This window comes from Trichocoleus desertorum ATA4-8-CV12 (assembly GCA_019358975.1).
Lineage (GTDB): Bacteria > Cyanobacteriota > Cyanobacteriia > FACHB-46 > FACHB-46 > Trichocoleus > Trichocoleus desertorum_A.
The window spans coordinates 103,091-122,732 of record JAHHIL010000008.1 but is presented as its reverse complement, the minus strand read 5'-3'; the positions used below and the strand labels follow the sequence as shown (position 1 = coordinate 122,732).

The following is a 19,642-nucleotide window of genomic DNA, read 5'->3' as shown; positions in this document are numbered from 1 at the left end:
CCCTATTGAATGTAGCGTTTACTTGTGACAACCCAATGGCTCAGAGATGAAACTCAGTTGACGCAAGCCGACTCTTTCAACTTGCTCTAGAAAGTAATGCACCTTGCAGTCTGGCAGAATACCAAAATCTGGGATCAACTGCAATGAATTGCAGCCTCGATCGCCACCTGGAGAGCAATCCAGTCTGTCTGCTTAAGCCTACAGTGGCTGCTTCGCTGGCACCCCAATTGCCCTTGGAAATTCACTAGGCGTTTGAGCCACTTTGCGTAAGTAGAGGCAGTGCCGCATGCTATGGCTGACCGGGGTGTTGCATTCCTCGATCGCCGCGATCGCTCCCCCTAACTGAGCCACCGCTGGGCGCAATGCTTCAGTTTCCTCAACAGTCCACTGACCGCGATAGAGCACCGCTTGTCCTTCTAATTTCAACAAGGGCAAGGCGTACTCAGCACAAACAGAAACTGACCCCACCGCCCGAATCAGCGCCAAATCATAAGCTTCCCGGTGCTCAGGCAACTGCCCTACCTGTTCTGCTCGGTCTACTAAAGTTGTAATATTTCCCAGCCCCAACGTCGTTGCCAGCGTTTGCAGAAAAGTAACTTTCTTCTGAGTTGAATCCAACAGGGTCACTTGCCAATCGGGACGAGCGATCGCCGCTGGAATACCAGGAAACCCGCCGCCAGTGCCGATGTCAATTACACGAAAGGAGGAAGCACGGAAGGATGAAGGAGGAGGGATGAGGGATGAATTTGGCTCTTCTTCATCCTTTCCTTCGGAATGCTGCGCGAACATCCTTCCGTTTTCATCCTTCAAAAAGGGTGCTAGGCCGCGTAACGAGTCCCATAAGTGCTTTTCCCAAAACTCGGTTGGCTCGGTAATGCGGGTGAGGTTTAACTGGCGGTTGCCGTCTAGGATGAGGTTGTAAAGCTGTTGTAACTGCTGCTGCTGCTGAGAGGTGGGCTGCCAATGGAGAGTTTCTTGCCAAACAGCGGCCATTTCCGGCAAATTCACGGTTTCAAGATCCAATTCAAGACCCAACATTAAATTAATTTTGTACGACGGATTGAGGTGGCTTTGCTTTCATTTCTAGCACTTGGCGATCCGCAGGTTGCAATTCGCCGTGGTTGAGGGTCCAACAGCGGTCAGCGATCGCCAGCAAGTCACCCGCATCGTGGGTCACGATCAATAGACTCCAATGGTCTTTGAGACGTGCCAATAAATTGACTAACTGCCGTCGCATGGACCAATCTAGCCCAGCCGTCGGTTCATCTAGCAATAATAAGTAAGGTTGCCGAATTAATTGCACAGCTAGGGCTAGGCGTCGCTGTTGTCCACCACTCAGCGAATGAGGCGATGTGTGTAACGGCAAGTGCCCCAAACCCACCTCTGACAAAGCCTGATTCACCTTTTCTGTCCCTAGCTCTGGATGACCGAGACGCAGTTCTTCTAAAATGGTGGCTCCACAAAAATGCCGTTCTGGAAACTGGAAGACAAGGCCACCTAGTTGTTGCAGATGCGCTGGCGTTAGTTCCTGCTCTCGCCACAGGATGTCCCCTGAAGTTTTTTCCGCTAACCCCGCCAAAATTTCTAGAAGTGTACTTTTTCCCGAACCACTGGGGCCGATGATCAAGCCCATTTGCTGGGGTGCTAGCTCCAAGTTGATTGATTTGAGGATGGCTGTAGGGGTAGCAGTCGGATGATAGAGCAGGTTTTTGAGATAGAGCATTAACGGTTTTACCAGCAAAGAGCAAAGTCAATCGTGCTAGAAGGGAAGTTGCAAACGCCAGACTTGGACTGTAGTGAGGCAGTCGTAATTCTGTTTCAACTGTGGCAAATGTGGCAAATTCAGCCTGCCCACCGACCAGTCTAACTGGAACCCAAACCAAATGACTGCGTCAAGTTTATGCAGCTAGCTGAACCCTTAAGCGGTAGGCGATCGCACCTGAACAGGGCGCTTCTAAATCCTTGGGATCAACTGCCATGAGCGATTTTGACTCATTGGTAGCCATCCTAGGCTTTAGAGCATTTGCAAGCAGAACGAATTTGAGGAACGTTTTGAGAGGCTCCATTATGACGAATATGCCGATTGCTTCTAGGAGTGTTGGGACTCCTGTCCAACCCTGTCCCTCTAGGATGCAATGCCAAAGCCGCCCTGTTTCTGCTTCCCGGCAGATCGTTTCTGCCATTGCGGGTACTGCGGCGATCGCCCTTAGCCTATGGGGCAATCCTGCCTTTGCAGGCGATCCCTTCCGTACCACTAACCCACATGCAATTGGCAAGAATACGGAAGCAGCCTTTAAAGCAATTTTTGAGCAGGGCGATTACCAACGGGCCAAAAAATATCTTTCCCAAGCTGAAGCCAATGAGCCACTCAGCTATGCCATGAAAGCGTCTTTAGCCTACATGGAAAAAGATTGGAATGCCTTGCAAACCAACGCGACCAAGACTCGTGAAACCGCTGAGCAGTTGCGTAAAACTGATCCCCTACGCGGCAACTTGTATGTCGCAGTGGGCGAATTTATGGAAGGCGCTTATATCGTCTCTCGTGAAGGCACAGTGCGAGGCACCCCTCAAGCCCTAAACAAGCTACAACGAGTTTTTCAGTCGTTGAATGCGGCAGAAAAGGTCAACTCTCAAGACCCAGAGCTTAACTTAGTCAAAGGGTTCATGGATTTGATGTTGGCGGTTAACCTCCCCTTTGCTAATCCAGCCGATGCCGTGGAGCGATTAAACAAATACGCTCAGCCTCGCTACTTAGCTTACCGGGGAATTGCCATCGGCTACCGAGATTTGAACCAACAGACGAAAGCTCTAGAGTTTGTGGACCAAGCCCTAAAGTTGACCCCTAACAACCCAGATCTGTACTACCTCAAAGCTCAAGTTCTAGTTAAGCAGGGCAAAAATCAGGAAAGCCTAGGATTCTTCCAAAAAGCCTTGGATAAAAACGCTCAACTACCTCGCCAACTGCGCAACCAAATTGCCTATGAGCGCTGTCGCACTGAGTTCCGCATTGACCAAAAAGCGCGCCCTTGCGATGCCGAACTAAAAAAATAAGGCGCGATCGCTCAATACTTACCCAATAAATCACTCAACAAAACTTCTCAGGTGCCACTGTGGCACCTTTTTTGTGGCCTGGTTGCTCTGGAAATGGCTGCCCTCAATACAGGGGGCTAAACTTGCTGCGGTATTCTGGAATGGCTTAGCTTGCAGATAGCGATCGCTTAAGCCACGCCCCATTCACTCGATTTTGAAACAAAATGCAGGTACAGTTTCGCGAGTTCGATCCCTTTAATGTCTGGATTTGGTTAGAGTTTAGCCTCAACCCCTCCGAAATGGAAAAACAGTACGTAGAGGAAATCATCAACTCCTGGTTTTTTCTGGGGAAGTTAGGCGGGTTTAATGCCGAAAACCTCCAGGTGCAAGACGTTGGTTTAGAAATCAGCTACATGAACTACAACCAGGATGCGGCTGAAGATAGCTTCATGGCCTTGATGCACAACGTCGGAGAAGTGGAATACGAAAGCAACTGGGCACGCTGCTGGTTCGACCTAGGCACCAGTGATGCGATCGCCCTAGATATTTTAGTGAACTCCTTGAGACAATTCAGCAAAGACTACGTAGAAATCAAAACCCTGATTATTGGCGGGGAGAATGAAGACTGGCCCATCCCCGAAAGTCGGAAGCGGGAGTACTCAGAATACGACGATAATTGATCAGCTAAATAGGCTCTGTGATTAGTGATACACAGGCCAGCTAGTTTGGCATCGCTTTTGCATCCCCATCTCTAGGAATTATGTACGGAGTCAATCAAATTCGCGTGTTAGCTTTAGGGCTGATTCAAGACCGTCAGGCTGCTGCGGCTGAGAAAGGCGATCGCATCTTCGTCTCAGAAGGATACGACCCAGTCAAGCAAAAAACTTTCTATCGAGCTTTAGGAGGCGGCGTAGACTTTGGCGAAACCAGCCTGATCGCTTTGCAGCGAGAATTTCAAGAAGAAATCCAAGCAGAGCTGGCCAATATTCGTTACTTAGGGTGTCTAGAAAACTTATTTGTGTTCGATGGCCGATCAGGTCATGAGCTGATTCAACTCTACAAGTGTGACTTTGCTGATCCCAAGTTCTACGAGTTGGATGAACTGATTTTTGTGGAAGGCGATCGCCAGAAAAAGGCTCTTTGGGTCGAGAGCGATCGCTTCAAATCTGGGGAACTAACCCTGGTTCCAGAGCAGTTTTTTGATTATCTCTAACCCTCCAACTCACCCCTAAACTCCCAAAATATCAAGGGCACCCACAAGAGGTGCCCCTGCCAGGTTAGGCGTAGCTTTAACCCATAAAACTAGAAAGCTAGAAAAGCAGTAGATTAGCGAAACATACTACTAAGTGAGCTGTCTTCGTGAATTCTCCAAATTGCCTCACCTAAGATATTGGCCACCGAGAGTACCGTCAGTTGATCAAAACGACTGGTGTCAGGCACTGGGATGGTATTGGTGACAATTATCTCCTCAAACAAGCCACTAGAGAGCCGCTCGATCGCTGGGGGTGAAAAAACAGCATGGGTAGCGCAAGCATAAACTTGACGCGCCCCTTCCTTGCGCAGGAGACGGGCTCCCTCACAGATCGTGCCCGCAGTATCGATCATGTCATCCACCAAAATGGCAGTCTTACCAGCAACGTCTCCAACTACATTCATCACTTCTGCAACATTATGAGCTTGACGACGCTTATCAATAATGGCGAGGGGAGCATCATTAAGCTTTTTAGCAAAAGCTCTAGCCCGTGCCACTCCACCGACATCTGGCGAAACGACCACAACATCTGATAAATTCTTACTCGCTAAATAATCAAACACCACTGGCGAACCATAGACATGATCGCAGGGAATATCGAAATAACCTTGAATTTGGGCTGAGTGCAGATCCATCGCTAAAATTCGATTCGCGCCAGCTTGAGTAATTAAGTTAGCCACAAGCTTGGCTGTAATGGACTCTCGCCCCGCAGTTTTACGGTCTGCTCTAGCATATCCATAGTAAGGAATCACAGCGGTAATTTGCCGAGCCGAAGCTCGTCGGCAAGCGTCCACCATGATCAGTAACTCCATCAGGTTATCGTTAACCGGTTGGCATGTTGGCTGAATTAGATAGACATCACACCCTCGAATCGATTCCTGAATTTGGATATAAAGTTCTCCATCGGCAAACCGTTTACGGACCATGGGTCCTAGGTCCATGCCTAAGTAGCGAGCAACTTCTTGAGAGAGCGGTACATTAGCAGAGCCAGAAAACAACCGCAGACGACTATTGTCAGAAATAGTCGGCAGAGTTGGGTGAAGAGTCAAAGTTGCAGAACGGATCACAACAGGCCCCCGAAGCGCATTCATCGCAATATTATCATTCCGATCCAAAATCAGCCTCCAAAAATTCCCTGAATTAGGTGTAGCAATGGAGAGCAATTTTTGCGGAATCTGACTAGGAATTGTCGCACAAGAGTGGAGAAGGAAACTAGCGATTTTTGGCTGAAGAATCTGCAGATCAATGAGAATTTCAGAGAAACTTGCAGATTGGTAGAAGTCAATAGCTGCGTTCACTTCCCAGCGGAATAGCCAGTGAGCAAGCTAAAATTGATCACCTAGCTGGTGTAGGCACATTCTTCATTCATACTTGCAGGAAAAATTCCGTCGAGTTTGTTGAGGAAACAGGGGCAAACCGCTCTACTTTAAGTAGGGCGAAAAATTTCTTCTAAAGGTGACGTTATGAGCTTGAAAGATCGCATTGGTGAAGATATTAAAGCGGCAATGAAATCTAAGGAGAAAGTTCGCTTAGAAACGATTCGCAGTATTAAAAAGGCATTGTTAGAAAAGGAAGTCAGTCTGAGACCTACTGGGCAGACAGAGTTGACAGAAGCCCAAGAAATGGAGTTAGTGCTACAACAAGCCAAACAACGCCGTGATTCGATCGAACAATACCAGCAAGCGGGACGCACTGACCTAGCTGAGCAGGAAGCGCAAGAACTGGCAATTCTAGAAACTTACTTGCCGACCCAACTCTCGGATGATGAGTTAAGTCAGGCCATTGATGAAATTATTACAGAGGTAGGAGCAACTTCACCGAAAGATCTCGGTAAAGTTATGGGGGCCGCTATGCAACGACTCAAAGGCCAAGCAGATGGCAAGAAGATTCAAGAGCTAGTGAAAGCGAAGTTGAATTGATAGGCTGTTGTGACAATAAAGCTGACCTTGGCTACAGTTAAAGTTGTCAGCTTAGCCACCACCCTACTACACGCTGTTTGTCACAATGGATCGGTTTATCACAATGGACTACGGTTTGGTTTATTTACAGTCAATAACAGCTGGGTGCTAGGGTGAGCGTGTGGTGTCTCTGCTGCAATCAATTCAAGGCCATCTAACCTGCTATGCAACCGCCAATTCCAATCGGGACTATTCTACAAAACCGTTACCGCTTGATTAGCATTCTGGGCCAGGGTGGATTTGGCCGAACTTATTTGGCAGAAGATCAAGGGCGTTTTAATGAGCGCTGTGCCTTAAAGGAGTTTATTCCGGCTCAGTCTAGTCCGTATGCTTTAGAGAAATCTAAGGAATTGTTTCAGCGAGAAGCAGCAATTCTATATCAAATTCAGCATCCGCAGGTGCCGCAGTTTCGAGCGACGTTTGAGCAAGATCAGCGTCTCTTCTTGGTTCAGGACTATGTTGAAGGCAAGACTTATGGCACGCTAGTCCAGGAGCGGACAGCCCAAGGTTATCCTTTTTCGGAATCAGAGGTAATCCAATTACTGCGACAAATTTTGCCTGTCTTGGCTCACATTCACAGCAAGGGGATTATTCACCGAGATATTGCGCCTGATAATTTGATTTTGCGCGAAAGTGACCACCTGCCAGTCTTGATTGATTTTGGGGTGGTGAAAGACCTGGCGACTCGGATTCAATCTCCAGAGACGGTGCCACAAGCAACTACGGTTGGCAAGTTTGGCTATGCCCCCAGCGAACAGATGCAGACGGGGCGGGCTTACCCCAGCAGTGACCTCTATTCTTTGGCGGTACTAGCTATAGTTTTGCAGACGGGGAAGGAGCCACAAGAACTTTATAACGAAAGTACTCTGACTTGGCACTGGCAAGATTTGACCAAGGTTAGCCCTGGCTTGGCTCAGATCTTGAACCAAATGCTGAGCTATAAACCGGGCGATCGCTATCAATCTGTAGCTGAGGTGGTTCAAGCACTACAAGCTTTGACTCAGCCCACGGTTGTCTCGCCGCCTGCCCCGCCCCCTCCCTATCCGGGACAGCCCCCATCTCCCCCACCTCCACCCCCAATCCAAGCACCGCCGCCTGCTAATCCTCCTACCCAATCACCTCCTCAAACACCGCCACCGCCAGTGAATCCCAACCTGTCTCAGGTGGCAACGGTGGCAGTGGGTCGGAGACCAGATCCGGTCAATCCTAATGCCATCAATCCCAATAGTGATCCCAGCCGGACCAATCCTGTAATTCCAGTTCCTTCGAGTGGTCCGTCTTGGGAAAATCCCTGGGCGATTGCAGCAGTTGGAACAGCTTTAGCTTTGGCAGCAGGGCTAGGGTCTTGGGCTCTAGTCACTTCTCTACTTCGTTCTCCTGAAGATCCGGTTTCCCCAACTCCTACCGTTGCCATTAGCCCTAGTCCCACGCCTAGCCTCACGCCTACCACGCCCACCCCTACGCCTAGCCCTACGCCTAGCCCTACGCCCACCCCTAGCCCCGTACAGTTCAGCCAACGGTTAAATGTTACTCCTGGCGAACAGAACACGGTTCAAGGTGGATTGAAAGCCAACGAAACCATTAGCTACATCGTGCCAGGGCAGCAAAATCAGACCCTCAGTGCTTATTTAGGGGGTGAAGGGATTTTGATGAGCGTGTTAGGCCCAAATCAGAATCCAGTTAATAATCGCGCCAGACGGGTTTCGGCGTGGGAAGGAACGCTGCCTTATACCGGAGACTACTACATTCAACTGAGCCCAGTGCGAGGTATTGCTCAGGCCGATTATGAGTTGGAGTTAAACATAAGTAACCCGGCTGAGCCGACACCAACTCCCAGTCCTACTCCTAGCCCTACCCCCAGTCCTACTCCTGCCACTGTTGACGTGGAACGAGTCAGTTTTCCGGCAGGTGCAACAGCGACACAAGTGTCGGGCCAGACTAATCCCACGACAATCAAGCGCTATTTAGTCACAGCTCAAGCAGGACAAGTACTCAATGTAGAAATTGTCGATGGTGCAGCTACACTCGACATTCGCTACCCGGATGGCCGATTGGTAGAGGACGCTTCTGGCATTGTTTCCTGGCAATCTCAGCTTTCGACCGATGGGGATTACCAAATTGATGTGATCGCCGCTCGTGATACTAACTTTACGCTCGCTGTCAGTGCCCAGAATGCGGAACCATCGCCCTAGCTGTTGTCGAGATGACGAGGTTTGGCGCAAACTAACTGTCTGTAGGGAGGGGCGGTAAAGTATAGTTTGAGACTGCCGTTGACTTTGTAATTAATAGAGATACTATTTCACTTCCCTTGAACGCACTACTTATTGCTGGAACTGATACTGACGCAGGTAAAACTGTCCTGACCAGTGCCCTTGCTGCTTATTGGCAGACTTACTGCACTTCACGCAGTTTAGGGATCATGAAACCGATTCAATCGGGTGTGGGCGATCGCGAACTCTATATCCGCCTCTTCAACCTCAATCAATCGGCTGACGAAATTACCCCGCTCTACTTTCAAGCTCCTCTAGCGCCACCCCTGGCTGCGGATCGAGAAGGTCGTCGCATTGAGCTAGAACTGGCTTGGAAAGGCTTAGAATCGCTGCGACAGCAACGGGATTGGGTGTTAGTAGAATCTTTGGGCGGTTTGGGTTCTCCCGTAACTCACGAAACCACTGTGGCAGATTTAGCTTGGGATTGGCGACTGCCGACTGTACTAGTGGTGCCTGTGCGCTTAGGAGCGATCGCCCAAGCGGTAGCCAATGTCGCTTTAGCACGCCAAACGCGGGTACACCTTAAAGGGATTGTGTTGAATTGCACTCAACCTCGGACACAACAAGAAATAGAGGATTGGGCACCTACAGATTTAATTCAGTCTTTAACTAACGTGCCAGTTTTGGGCGTTATTCCTTACTTGAGCGATGTAACAGATTTGGCAAAGTTAACTCAAGTGGCAGCTAATTTAGACCTAGAGCGACTGATGCCAATTTTTACCCCACTCGGGGAATTTTCAGGAGTAGGCGAGTAGTAAGCGATCGCGACTGATTCTAACTAAAGTTTTACTGAAACTATTTATCTATTTGCATCCTACTCAACTCTCAGGAAGTGACCAATCGGCGCTAAATTAGTTGAATAAGCGTTTAGCAGTGACCTGCCCAGCGGTTAACCTGAGCCACTGGCCCCCATTCGCAGAGGCGACCATGCCAAGATTTCAAAGAAACGACAACTTCATCGATAAAAGCTTCACCGTCATGGCAGACATGATTCTGAAAGTCCTGCCAGCCACCAAAAAGGAAAAGGAAGCATTTGCTTACTACCGGGATGGCATGTCTGCTCAGGCTGATGGCGAGTATGCGGAAGCCCTCGAAAACTATTTCGAAGCCCTGAAGCTGGAAGAAGATCCTTACGATCGCAGTTATGTTCTTTACAACATTGGCTTAATTCGTACCAACAATGGTGAACACGAAGAAGCCTTAAAGAACTACTTAGAAGCGATCGAACTAAACCCTCGTTTACCTCAAGCCCTCAATAATGTGGCAGTGATTTACCACTATCGAGGTGAGCAGGAAAAAGAAGCGGGTAATCATGAGGCCGCTGAAGCCTTGTTTGACCAAGCTGCTCAATATTGGAAAAGCGCCATTCGGATGGCTCCTAACAACTATATTGAGGCGCAAAACTGGCTCAAAACCACAGGCCGTTCACAAATTGATGTGTACTTCTAGTTGATAGTCTGAGTGAATTAGTTTTCAGCAGCTAATAGTTTGTTACTGTTAGCTGTGCTTTTTCCAACCTTTAGTGCTGAGTTACTGACCCATGCTGGATCGCGATCAAGTTCATAAAGTGGCTCACCTTGCCCGTCTAGAATTAGCGGTTGAAGAGGAAGAAAAATTTGCCACCCAACTAAGCAGTATTTTGGACTACTTTGAGCAGCTCAGTGAGCTAGACACAAGTAATGTAGAACCAACGACACGGGCGATCGATTTGAGTAATGTGACGCGATCGGATCGGTTGCAGCCTTATGGCGATCGCGAAACCATTCTAGAGGGTGCGCCTGAGCGGGATGACAACTTTTTTAGAGTGCCTAAAATTATTAATGCCGATTAGTCACCCATCGAAAAATTAATAGTTTTAATCAGAGAGCGCTAGAGGAGGGATGTAGATTTGCGTCCCTTTTTCAATTCATGGATGTAATGAGTGCTTGTAAGCCCAGGAAAAGGTCAGTAAACTCTGACATTCAGCGCTAGTCTATCTGTGGATGGATGCTACAGAGCTGGGTGCAAAATGGTCTACTCTCTGTAGGAAGATATTTACACCACCACTAAGGCAGATTTCTAAAAAATGACCTTCTGATTTAATTGGCAGAGTCCTTTGTTGAGGTTAAGTCTTGTGAAGGCTAAATACGTTACCCTCTTTGGGACAGCCCTAGCCCTGACTCTCACGGGTGGTGCTGCTGTTGCCCAATCAAGTGGCACCACTGCCCCCTCTGCTGCAGAAATCAAGCTTTCCCCAGAAGGCTTTAGGATTCTGTGTGAAATCTTCCCCCTAAACTCTCGCTGCCCTGGCGGTAGCCCTACGAGTCCAACTGCTGCTCCAACTAGCCCTGGAGAGCTTGACGATACGACTCAGCCTGCTGATACCACCACAGACACAACCGAAACAGATACAACTCGGCCTGCGGGTCCACCCAGTTCTCCAGGTAGCCCTGATAGCGGTACTGTACCTGAAGTAGATCCTGCTAGCCCAGATGATTCTGGCACTATGACTGACCCCGGCATGACCCCAGATGGTTCTATGACTCCTGAGGCTGACCCCAGCATGACCCCAGATGGTTCTATGACTCCTGAGGCTGACCCCGGCATGGCTCCAGATGGTTCTATGACTCCTGAGGCTGACCCCGGCATGGCTCCAGATGGTTCTATGACTCCTGAGGCTGACCCCGGCACGGCCCCAGATGGTTCAACGGCTCCTGAGGCTGAGCCTAGCTCAGATCCAGTCACCCCTTAAATGCTGTCAGGTTCCCAGTAAAATTAAGACCCCTGAGTTTTAGCGTTTCAAACTCATACCAAGACCCTAAAATTTGAACTATCCAGCTCTAAGTGATCAAGCTTCTCTTAGAGCTGGATTTTATCGTAGGCAGTTAAAGCACTCGTAGCACGCTAGAAACGTTACTGATCGATGACAAGCCACGAATTTCTTCTAAAGCTTGGCGAAAATTTCCTTCTGAGACGTCGTGCGTAACGACTACGATTTCTGCCAAGCCGTCTTGAATGCCAATTTGGACCACTGATTCCAAGCTGACTTGATGGTTGCCGAAACAGGTGCCCAATTTGCCAATCACGCCAGGGTAGTCTTGGGTGAGGAAGCGAGCGTAGAAGCGGGTTACTAAGTCTGCCATTGGCGCGATCGCGCTGTAGTGTTGGTGAGAGCAGGCTAGCAGGGGATGTGCGGCTTGAGGTTGCTGTGTGGGTGGGGCTAAATTAGCTTGCAGCACAGCAGCAATGTTGAGAACATCTGACACCACTGCACTAGCGGTTGGCCCTGCACCTGCACCGCGACCAAAGAACATCACCTGCCCGATCGGGTCGCCTTCTACCAGGATGGCGTTGTAGACATCGTTGACGCTAGCGAGGGGGTGAGATTTGGGAACTAGAGTTGGGTGTACCCGAATTTGGAGCTGTTCTGGTTCGCTGTCAGTAGAAACTGTGTTGCGCTTAGCGATCGCCAGCAGCTTAATCACAAAACCGAGGTTTTCAGCGTAGGCAATATCGGCAGCACTGACCTGACGAATGCCTTCACAGTACACTTCGGCTAACTTGATTCGTCCCCCAAAGGCAAGTGAAGCTAAAATCGCAATTTTGTCAGCCGCATCCAGTCCGTCCACATCAGCCGTGGGATCAGCTTCGGCATAGCCCAGCCGTTGAGCATCCGCTAGCACCTCAGCGAAGTCAGCACCTTCGTTTTGCATCCGGGTCAGGATGTAGTTGGTAGTGCCATTCACAATGCCCATAACCGTGTGGATGCGATTGCCTCCAAGAGATTGCTTCAGGGGTTGAATGACTGGAATACCCCCACCTACTGCCGCTTCTAGCAGTACGTACACCCCGGCTTCGTTGGCAGCGGTAAAAATCTCAGCGCCGTAACGGGCGATCGCGGCTTTATTGGCTGTGACGACATGCTTGCCATGAGCAATGGCTTGAAGAATCAGCGATCGCGCGGGCTCCAAACCGCCCATGACCTCAACCACAATATCGATGTCTGGGTCAGTCACAATCGATTCTAAGTCTGTGGTCAGTAGGTGACTTGGTAGGTCGATTTCACGAGATTTATCGAGCGATCGCACCCCCACTCGATGGATTTCTAGCGCTTTTAAGAGGGGGTGGCGCTGCGTGGGATCGAGCAAAATCTGTGCGGTACCCGTTCCTACTGTTCCCAGTCCTAGCAAACCGACTTTGAAGGTCACAACCGTTAATCCCAAATTCCAATAAGTTCTGACAAACGAATAAGCCCTAGGGTTTGAATCTTCAGGAAGAAAAGCTTCCCCGCAGATCCAGACTCTAGGGCTAGTGTAACTGTAACTGTTGACATTCTGAGACTTCAGCTCAGAGGAGTCATTGAGAGAGGCGATCGCAGCTTAGTAGGTCTCTACGTGCCAGCGTTCCTTCTTCTTCATTTGCTTTTGGTAATCCATCCAGGTGACACCATCTTTAGCAGCCGCAGCAGACAGGGCTTCATCGATGCCGCCTTCCATACCCTTCAGACCACAAATGTAGGTGTGGGTATTTTCTTGCTGGATCAGCTTCCACAGCTCATCTGCGTGTTCAGCCACTCGGTCTTGGATGTACATCCGACCGCCAGAGGGGTTCTTTTGCTCCCGACTGATGGCACAAGTAAGGCGGAAGTTCTCAGGATAGTGTTGCTGAATTTCTTCCAACTCTTCTTTGTAGAGAATGTTGGGGCTGGTGGGAATGCCGAAGATCAACCAAGCGAAGCCCTTGAATTGGTAGCCAGGATTAGCTTGACGCTCAGCGTCCTTAAACATGCGCCACAGGTAAGCTCGGAAAGGTGCAATACCCGTTCCAGTCGCAAACATGATCACATTAGCGTTGGGATCGGTAGGCAGGAGCATTTCCTTACCGACTGGCCCCGTGATTTTGACATCATCGCCTTCCTTGAGGTTGCAGAGGTGGGTAGAGCAAACTCCATAAACGGTTTCACCCGTTTCGGGGTGTTTGTACTCTAGCTGGCGCACGCACAGAGATACAGTTTTGTCATCAACGCGATCGCCATGTCGAGTAGACGCGATCGAGTATAGACGAAGCTTTTCTGGTTTACCTTTTTTATCAATACCAGGTGGGATGATACCGATACTTTGGCCTTCTAAATAGCGCAAGTCACCGCCAGCAACATCAAAAATTAGGTGACGAACGGTGCCAATTCCGCCTTCGCCTACTAATTCTTTGTTAGAAACACATTTACCTAAATAGGGGCTATTGGGACGGTAAATATTAACGGGAACGTTTTCTTCGAATAGAGCTTCGTGTTTTGCGCCTGCTGCAGGAGCAGAATCTGCTTGCATTTTGGCAGGTTGAGCCGCAGGCGTAGATTGTGTGGCCTGCGAGCTAGTGCTAGGAGCCGCATTCCCATTGGTGAGAGTTTCACTATTGAGGGGCTCAATACCAATAATCTTGCCACCCATTCGCAAAATGCGCTGCATTACATCACTCATGCGGTTATAAGGCACTGTGATAAATGTGCTACCACTGCGGCGAATAGGGTAGTTCGTTTTATCTGTTTCCGAATTCTGACGCAAACCGACTACTTCATAGCGGAAGAGACGGCTACCGGAAGCCGTGTTGCCAGCACTGCCCGCTGCACTTGGATTGAACATTGCTATAGATATCTCCGAACCCAACTTAACTTAACATTCTGCTACAAAGCGTTGTTGGCTCCCATTTAATGTTAGCCTTACGCCTCAATTGCAAGCTTCAAAGAATTGCAAGCCTCAAAGGACTCAATCATCAAATCCGCATCACGCAGCTATAGAAGCCATGCCTACTTCTAATAGAGTATAGGAAGACCGGAATATCTCGGCCTCTTTCTCATGGCTACCCAAAGCATAAAAGGTTAGTCAGCAAAAGAATGTCAATGTCGAGCCAATTTCATTTCTTTAAAATGCGCAATTAACCTTAGCATAGATAGGAATCGAGCTAATTTTCAATTCAGGCTGAACTTGTAGAGGGGATCATGTTCTGGTAAGATGAACTGCTAAAGTAGTATTAAATACTTACTAGAAAAGCTTCCTCAGGCTAAGCGGTAGCTCTTTTGCTGCATGCTTGCTTTGTATCTGCCTTTGTGCTAGCTTTCTAAGCCGCACTACCCACTCCGGGCGTGAATTCCGGGCTCTAGAGTGAATCTGCTCAAAACTCAGTTAGTGAACAGTCTATTTAACGATCGTTAGAGGGAATCTATGACCAGTAAGCCAGACCGCGTGGTTTTAATTGGCGTTGCCGGAGACTCAGGGTGCGGTAAATCTACATTTTTGCGCCGATTGACAGATTTGTTTGGGGAAGATTTTGTTACCGTAATCTGCCTCGACGACTACCACAGTCTGGACCGGAAGCAACGTAAGGAGACTGGGATTACCGCCCTTGATCCCCGTGCTAACAACTTTGACTTGATGTACGAGCAGGTCAAAGCTCTGAAGAACGGCCAGTCTATTGATAAGCCTATCTACAACCATGAAACGGGGACACTCGACCCCGCAGAGCGGATCGATCCTAACCACATTATTGTGATTGAAGGCTTGCATCCTCTCCATGATGAGCGAGTGCGATCGCTGCTCGACTTCAGCGTTTACCTCGACATCAGTGACGAAGTGAAGATCGCTTGGAAGGTCCAGCGAGATATGGCTGAGCGTGGTCACACCTATGACGATGTCATGGCGGCCATCAATGCTCGTCGTCCCGACTTCGAAGCTTACATTGATCCCCAAAAAGGGCACGCTGACGTTGTGATTCAGGTACTACCCACGAACCTGATTAAAGATGACAAGGAACGCAAAGTTCTGCGCGTTCGCATGGTGCAGAGAGATGGGATTGAAGGATTTGAGCCTGCTTATCTATTTGATGAAGGCTCTACCATCGACTGGACTCCTTGTGGCCGTAAGCTGACTTGCTCCTACCCCGGTATCAAGATGTTCTACGGTCCTGATACCTACTACGATCACAGCGTTTCCGTCCTGGAAGTGGATGGTCAGTTCGACGAGCTAGAGGAAGTAATCTACATTGAGAAGCACCTCAGCAAGACTTCCGCTAAGTACGAAGGTGAAGTGACTCATCTGTTGTTGCAGCACCGTGAGTATCCTGGTTCGAACAATGGCACTGGCTTGTTCCAAGTGCTAACGGGTTTGAAGATGCGGGCGACTTACGAGCGTTTGACGGCTAAAGAAGCTAAGACCAAAGTAGCAGCTAACGTCTAAAGCTTTTTGTTTCCATCACCGGCTGTATTACTGGGGCGCGAGGCTGAGGTCTCGCGCTTTTTCTGTGGTGTTATGGCGTATGGCGTTATGGCGTATGGCGTTATGGCGTATGGCGTTATGGCGATCGCAAAGCTAATGCTAAGGTTGAGCTGACTCCTGGCCCTCTAAAAATTCAATTCCCCATTCGTGCATGGAGTTCAGAATTGGCTTCAGGGTTTCGCCTAAAGGAGTCAGGGAGTATTCCACTTTAGGGGGGACTTGCAGGTAAACTTGGCGATAAACTAAGCCATCTTGCTCCATTTCTCGCAATTGCTGAGTCAGCATTTTTTGGGTGATGCCTTGTAAGGCGCGGTGTAACTCCCCGAAACGTTTTACGCCAGGAAATAGTTCGCGGATAATCAGAACTTTCCAGCGGCCCCCGATCACAGCTAGAGTGGTTTCCACTGCACAAGTGGCGCGATCGTGGTTCTCGGCTTGAGGCTCCATAGTATCTTTTGGAATAGTATCCAACTTTTGAGTAGATACTTTTATTTAAGCGCCTTTAAGTACCAAAAGTCAGCGAATGGGTTGTTGAGCCGCTGTTTTGCTCAGTAGGATTTGCTCAGTAGGACGATCGGGTTGACTGCGGTTTGTCCTTGCGGACGGATCTCGAAATGGCAGTGAGGGCCAGTGCTGTTACCTGTACTGCCTAGCTCAGCAATGATTTGACCTTGTTGTACCTGTTGGCCTGATCGGACTAAATTTTTCTGGTTGTGGGCATAGAGCGTGACGCTGCCATTAGGGTGTTGAATTTTGACTAGGTTGCCGTAGCCTCCTTCGTTCCAACCAGAACTAATCACGACTCCAGCTGCTGCGGCTTGGATGGGTGTACCCACGGGACCTGCAATATCAATGCCATTGTGCATGCGACCCCAACGCGGGCCAAATCCGGAGGTGACTACGCCTTTGACAGGCCAAATATACCCTGCCTGGATGGAGGAGTCTGTGGGCCAAGCAAAATTGTGGTTCGAGCTGGATGAGCTGTAGGTCGCGATGGGAGGGCTTGGCACTGCTACTTGAATCAGTCTGATCAATCCAGGGGCTGAGTTGGAGGTGGTAACTTGAATCCTGTAGTTTTGGGGAGTCGCGATCGCCGGGGTTCGCAATCCGATGGCTAAACTACCCACAGTTAATGATGCAGTCAGTAGAAATTGCAGGGGACGGCGATTTGAGAAAGGGATAGTCATGCGTTGATTTGTTCAATTGGATATAGGACCGAGGGGGACACCCTATTTCACACCAAAGCGCGATTCTCTCAGAGCTAGTGATAATACCTAGCGACAATGGCTAGCAAATCGCATAGCCTTCACTTTGCCTGGAACGCATGGAAAGTTAACTAGCATTCACACGGATCTCGCCAGCAAAATTTTCTTCATTATTCCTAGAAATTTGACAGATTTTGCGGATGTAACTTACCTGCTACCCGCAGGTTCAATTTGCAAGTCTTCTTCTTGAGCCTCGAAGATGATGTCTACACCCCGTACATCTCGGAAGGTAAATTCGGCTCGGCGATCGCGGGCATAATCCACGCGACTGGCCCCAGTGGTTCTACGTTGGGTTTCGCCCAAAGAACGAATTGTTAAGCGTTCTGGTGCTACACCTTGGCGGAGCAGATAGTTTCTAGCGGCTAAGGCGCGGCGACGGCCTAAATCTAAGTTGTAGGCATCGCTAGCACGAGGGTCGGTGTGACCTTGAATATCGACCACGATGAAAGGATATTCCCGCAACACTTCAGCGATTTGGTCGAGCACCGCCGCGCTCTCTGGGCTAACGATGTCTTTGTCGAGGGCAAAGTGGATGTTTCTCGGCACTCGCAGCCGAATCGGAGGTGGGGTGGGGATGGGTTCAACGGGAGGCGTGGGCGGAACCTGAGCCACAGGCGGCGTGGTACAACGAGGCACTTCTGTGACTGGGTTGGGCGCTGGGGCGGGGGCTGAGGGATCTGTAGCAGGCCCTTGAGTGGTGCGGATGATGGCATTGGCCGCTGGCTCGGAGGTGCCATAACGGGGATCGGTGGCGATCGCGCTAACTTGTTCTCCGGGCTGCAAATTGGTCAAGGTGGCGCTAAATTGGCCTGCGTCGTTGGCTGTTGTGGTAGCGATCGCTTGACTTAAAGGCGCATAACCCGGAAATAACTCAACGGCTTTACTCCTGCTTCCAGTCTCCAGTCTCCTGGCTCCTATCTCCTGACCCCTACCCTCAACTCGATAAATCTCCACTTGAGCACCCGGATCGGCTTTGCCATCTACATTGACTTGATTGTTGAGCAGGATAAACTCTGAACTGAGCCATTTAGGAGCATTAATGGCTGAGTTGCCAGTATCCAAGCGCCGATTGCCTGAATTGCGGGGGGGGTTGGGGCCATCGCCGCGCTGGTAGTCTTGCACGCCCACATTTTGCTGAGTATTCAGGTCAATGCTGAGTCCTTCTAAGGCAGCAAATTGGTTGTCTTGAATCAAGTTGCGATCGCTTTTGGGGTAGGACGTGACCACGACTCCAGGCCCAGTTTGATCACTGATCTGGTTTTGGGTTACCTGATGCTGATTGCCCATCAAATAGACTGCGGCTCGCCGCAACCGCCGTCCATTCAATTTGATTTGGTTGGCTTGAATCTGCACTGCCCCATCAGGTTTAAACAAATAAATGCCGCTGCCATCGTTGCCGCAAATCAAATTAGCCGTAATTTGGGAGCGATCGATCACACCTTCGAGCCGAATCGCATCTGGCATCCCTGCAATGCCGTTGCCGACAATAATGTTTTCTGTGATCCGTGTGTTCTCTGCTCGAACCGCAGTAATAATGCCGCTGCCTTCGTGGTTGGCAATTCGGTTGCGCTGAATCACGGTGCCGACTCCATTAAACACAGACACCCCAAACGCCGATGGATTAGCAGGCATCTGTTCATTGGTGGTTAGACCTAGCCAGTTGTTCTCGATCGTGACGTTCTGCGGCGGTTTGTCCTCAGCGCCAAATGGGAAGTTGGCATTGGGCGGTTGCTGCTGGCTGGTGTCTGGAGGTGGTAGACGGTGAGCAATAAAAATATCAGCCGGAGGAGTGCTGGCTGGCACTTGACGACGGGAGTTAAATCCGTAGAGACTGAGACCCCGAATCGTCACATTATCCGCGACTACAGTTAGACCACGAAACACTTCCTGTCCTTCAGCAGGGGTGATGGCAACGACTGGGATCGGGATGCTAATTTCAGCCGTGGCCGATTTTTCCGCATCGTATCCAGGTTGTGTGGTGCCATCTAGGACTAAGCCAGGGCGATCCAGCGGGGGCAAGACTGAGGTGAGGCGAATCGTTGTTTGCTCGGCAGGTAAGCTGAACTCGATACGAGAAGGGGCATCAGCGCTGAGCGGAGTCACTTGAGCTTGTTCCTCGGCACTTAAGCGATCGCGCTCCAGAGTGCCACTGGTCAGGGCGATCGCTTCTCGCAGGGTCAGCGCTGCATCTGGTTGGATCGGCCCATCTTGGTTGCTGTTGACCACTACCTGTAGGCTTGGCGCAGGCGGAGTCTGATTTGCAGCCCGGTTGGTAGGATTGGGAGCTGCCGTGACGCTAGTGGCGATCGCGATTTCTGTGAGTCCAACCCAAAGTCCCAGGAGGATAGCCGATTTGAAGCGGTAGGATGCAGGCATAGTCAAGCGATGGAAAGTGACGATTGGCAGGCGACGAGCAAAGGTAACGAGCAACAGAGTGATTCAGAGTTTACCTTGATTCTCAAGAGCTTACCTTGATTCTCAGGAGCTTATCTAAAACAGGCACCTCAACGGGTAACGCAACGGGTAGTAGTTTCCCGTAGGATCAAAACAGTTTCACTCAAACAAACGGAACTATAAAGCTGTGGCCTCATTAAGCGATGCAAAAAGTGATGCAAACAATGCT

18 protein-coding genes are annotated in these 19,642 nt (G+C 49.7%); 10 read left to right on the top strand and 8 right to left on the bottom strand.

Annotation, left to right across the window (positions count from 1 at the left end; all coding sequences use genetic code 11):
- Positions 1-198: 198 nt before the first annotated feature.
- Entirely contained in the window at positions 199-993 is a 795-nt protein-coding gene (gene rsmG / locus KME12_09750) for a 16S rRNA (guanine(527)-N(7))-methyltransferase RsmG (GenBank protein MBW4488062.1), read from the bottom strand.
- Positions 994-1,042: 49 nt separating this feature from the next.
- The gene (locus KME12_09745; GenBank protein ID MBW4488061.1) at positions 1,043-1,723 is read right to left on the bottom strand and encodes an energy-coupling factor ABC transporter ATP-binding protein; all 681 of its coding nucleotides are present in this window, start codon (positions 1,721-1,723) and stop codon (positions 1,043-1,045) included.
- Positions 1,724-2,130: 407 nt separating this feature from the next.
- Here KME12_09745 and KME12_09740 point away from each other — a divergent pair, with 407 nt between their 5' ends.
- The 3 genes from KME12_09740 (at position 2,131) to KME12_09730 (ending at position 4,243) form a co-directional block, all read left to right on the top strand.
- On the top strand, positions 2,131-3,051 hold the full coding sequence (locus KME12_09740; protein ID MBW4488060.1) for a tetratricopeptide repeat protein: 921 nt from the start codon (positions 2,131-2,133) through the stop codon (positions 3,049-3,051).
- Between the two features lie 203 nt (positions 3,052-3,254).
- Positions 3,255-3,710, top strand: a complete 456-nt coding sequence (locus KME12_09735) for a DUF3531 family protein (GenBank protein ID MBW4488059.1) — start codon at positions 3,255-3,257, stop codon at positions 3,708-3,710.
- Between the two features lie 80 nt (positions 3,711-3,790).
- A complete protein-coding gene (locus KME12_09730) occupies positions 3,791-4,243 on the top strand; it encodes an NUDIX hydrolase (protein MBW4488058.1) in 453 nt (150 codons plus the stop codon).
- 113 nt (positions 4,244-4,356) lie between these two features.
- Here KME12_09730 and KME12_09725 read toward each other — a convergent pair whose 3' ends face one another.
- Positions 4,357-5,373: a ribose-phosphate pyrophosphokinase gene (locus tag KME12_09725; protein MBW4488057.1), complete on the bottom strand. Its 1,017-nt coding sequence runs from the start codon at positions 5,371-5,373 to the stop codon at positions 4,357-4,359.
- 372 nt (positions 5,374-5,745) lie between these two features.
- Between KME12_09725 and KME12_09720 the strand changes: the two genes are divergently transcribed.
- From KME12_09720 to KME12_09695, 6 genes are all read left to right on the top strand, one after another.
- A complete protein-coding gene (locus KME12_09720; protein MBW4488056.1) occupies positions 5,746-6,201 on the top strand; it encodes a GatB/YqeY domain-containing protein in 456 nt (151 codons plus the stop codon).
- 203 nt (positions 6,202-6,404) lie between these two features.
- Positions 6,405-8,432: a serine/threonine protein kinase gene (locus KME12_09715; GenBank protein ID MBW4488055.1), complete on the top strand. Its 2,028-nt coding sequence runs from the start codon at positions 6,405-6,407 to the stop codon at positions 8,430-8,432.
- 116 nt (positions 8,433-8,548) lie between these two features.
- Positions 8,549-9,265 carry a dethiobiotin synthase gene (gene bioD / locus KME12_09710; protein MBW4488054.1) on the top strand — a complete coding sequence of 239 codons (717 nt, stop codon included), beginning with the start codon at positions 8,549-8,551 and terminating at the stop codon, positions 9,263-9,265.
- Positions 9,266-9,437: 172 nt separating this feature from the next.
- Positions 9,438-9,959 carry a photosystem I assembly protein Ycf3 gene (locus KME12_09705; protein MBW4488053.1) on the top strand — a complete coding sequence of 174 codons (522 nt, stop codon included), beginning with the start codon at positions 9,438-9,440 and terminating at the stop codon, positions 9,957-9,959.
- 91 nt (positions 9,960-10,050) lie between these two features.
- Positions 10,051-10,341 carry an Asp-tRNA(Asn)/Glu-tRNA(Gln) amidotransferase subunit GatC gene (gatC, locus tag KME12_09700; protein MBW4488052.1) on the top strand — a complete coding sequence of 97 codons (291 nt, stop codon included), beginning with the start codon at positions 10,051-10,053 and terminating at the stop codon, positions 10,339-10,341.
- A 282-nt stretch (positions 10,342-10,623) separates the two neighbouring features.
- Positions 10,624-11,241, top strand: coding sequence for a hypothetical protein (locus tag KME12_09695; protein ID MBW4488051.1), 618 nt, complete (start codon positions 10,624-10,626; stop codon positions 11,239-11,241).
- Between the two features lie 133 nt (positions 11,242-11,374).
- On the opposite strand, the gene KME12_09690 is transcribed toward KME12_09695, so the two are convergent.
- Both KME12_09690 and KME12_09685 read right to left on the bottom strand, forming a co-directional pair.
- On the bottom strand, positions 11,375-12,697 hold the full coding sequence (locus KME12_09690; GenBank protein ID MBW4488050.1) for a homoserine dehydrogenase: 1,323 nt from the start codon (positions 12,695-12,697) through the stop codon (positions 11,375-11,377).
- A gap of 171 nt (positions 12,698-12,868) precedes the next feature.
- Positions 12,869-14,125: a ferredoxin-NADP reductase gene (locus tag KME12_09685; protein MBW4488049.1), complete on the bottom strand. Its 1,257-nt coding sequence runs from the start codon at positions 14,123-14,125 to the stop codon at positions 12,869-12,871.
- A 579-nt stretch (positions 14,126-14,704) separates the two neighbouring features.
- On the opposite strand from KME12_09685, the gene KME12_09680 reads away from it, so the two are divergent.
- Positions 14,705-15,715: a phosphoribulokinase gene (locus KME12_09680; GenBank protein ID MBW4488048.1), complete on the top strand. Its 1,011-nt coding sequence runs from the start codon at positions 14,705-14,707 to the stop codon at positions 15,713-15,715.
- A 138-nt stretch (positions 15,716-15,853) separates the two neighbouring features.
- On the opposite strand, the gene KME12_09675 is transcribed toward KME12_09680, so the two are convergent.
- From KME12_09675 to KME12_09665, 3 genes are all read right to left on the bottom strand, one after another.
- Complete coding sequence (locus tag KME12_09675) at positions 15,854-16,201, bottom strand: helix-turn-helix transcriptional regulator (protein ID MBW4488047.1); 348 nt, start codon at positions 16,199-16,201, stop codon at positions 15,854-15,856.
- Positions 16,202-16,302: 101 nt separating this feature from the next.
- Complete coding sequence (locus KME12_09670) at positions 16,303-16,941, bottom strand: M23 family metallopeptidase (protein ID MBW4488046.1); 639 nt, start codon at positions 16,939-16,941, stop codon at positions 16,303-16,305.
- Positions 16,942-17,166: 225 nt separating this feature from the next.
- Entirely contained in the window at positions 17,167-19,395 is a 2,229-nt protein-coding gene (locus KME12_09665; protein MBW4488045.1) for an OmpA family protein, read from the bottom strand.
- Positions 19,396-19,642 lie beyond the last annotated feature (247 nt).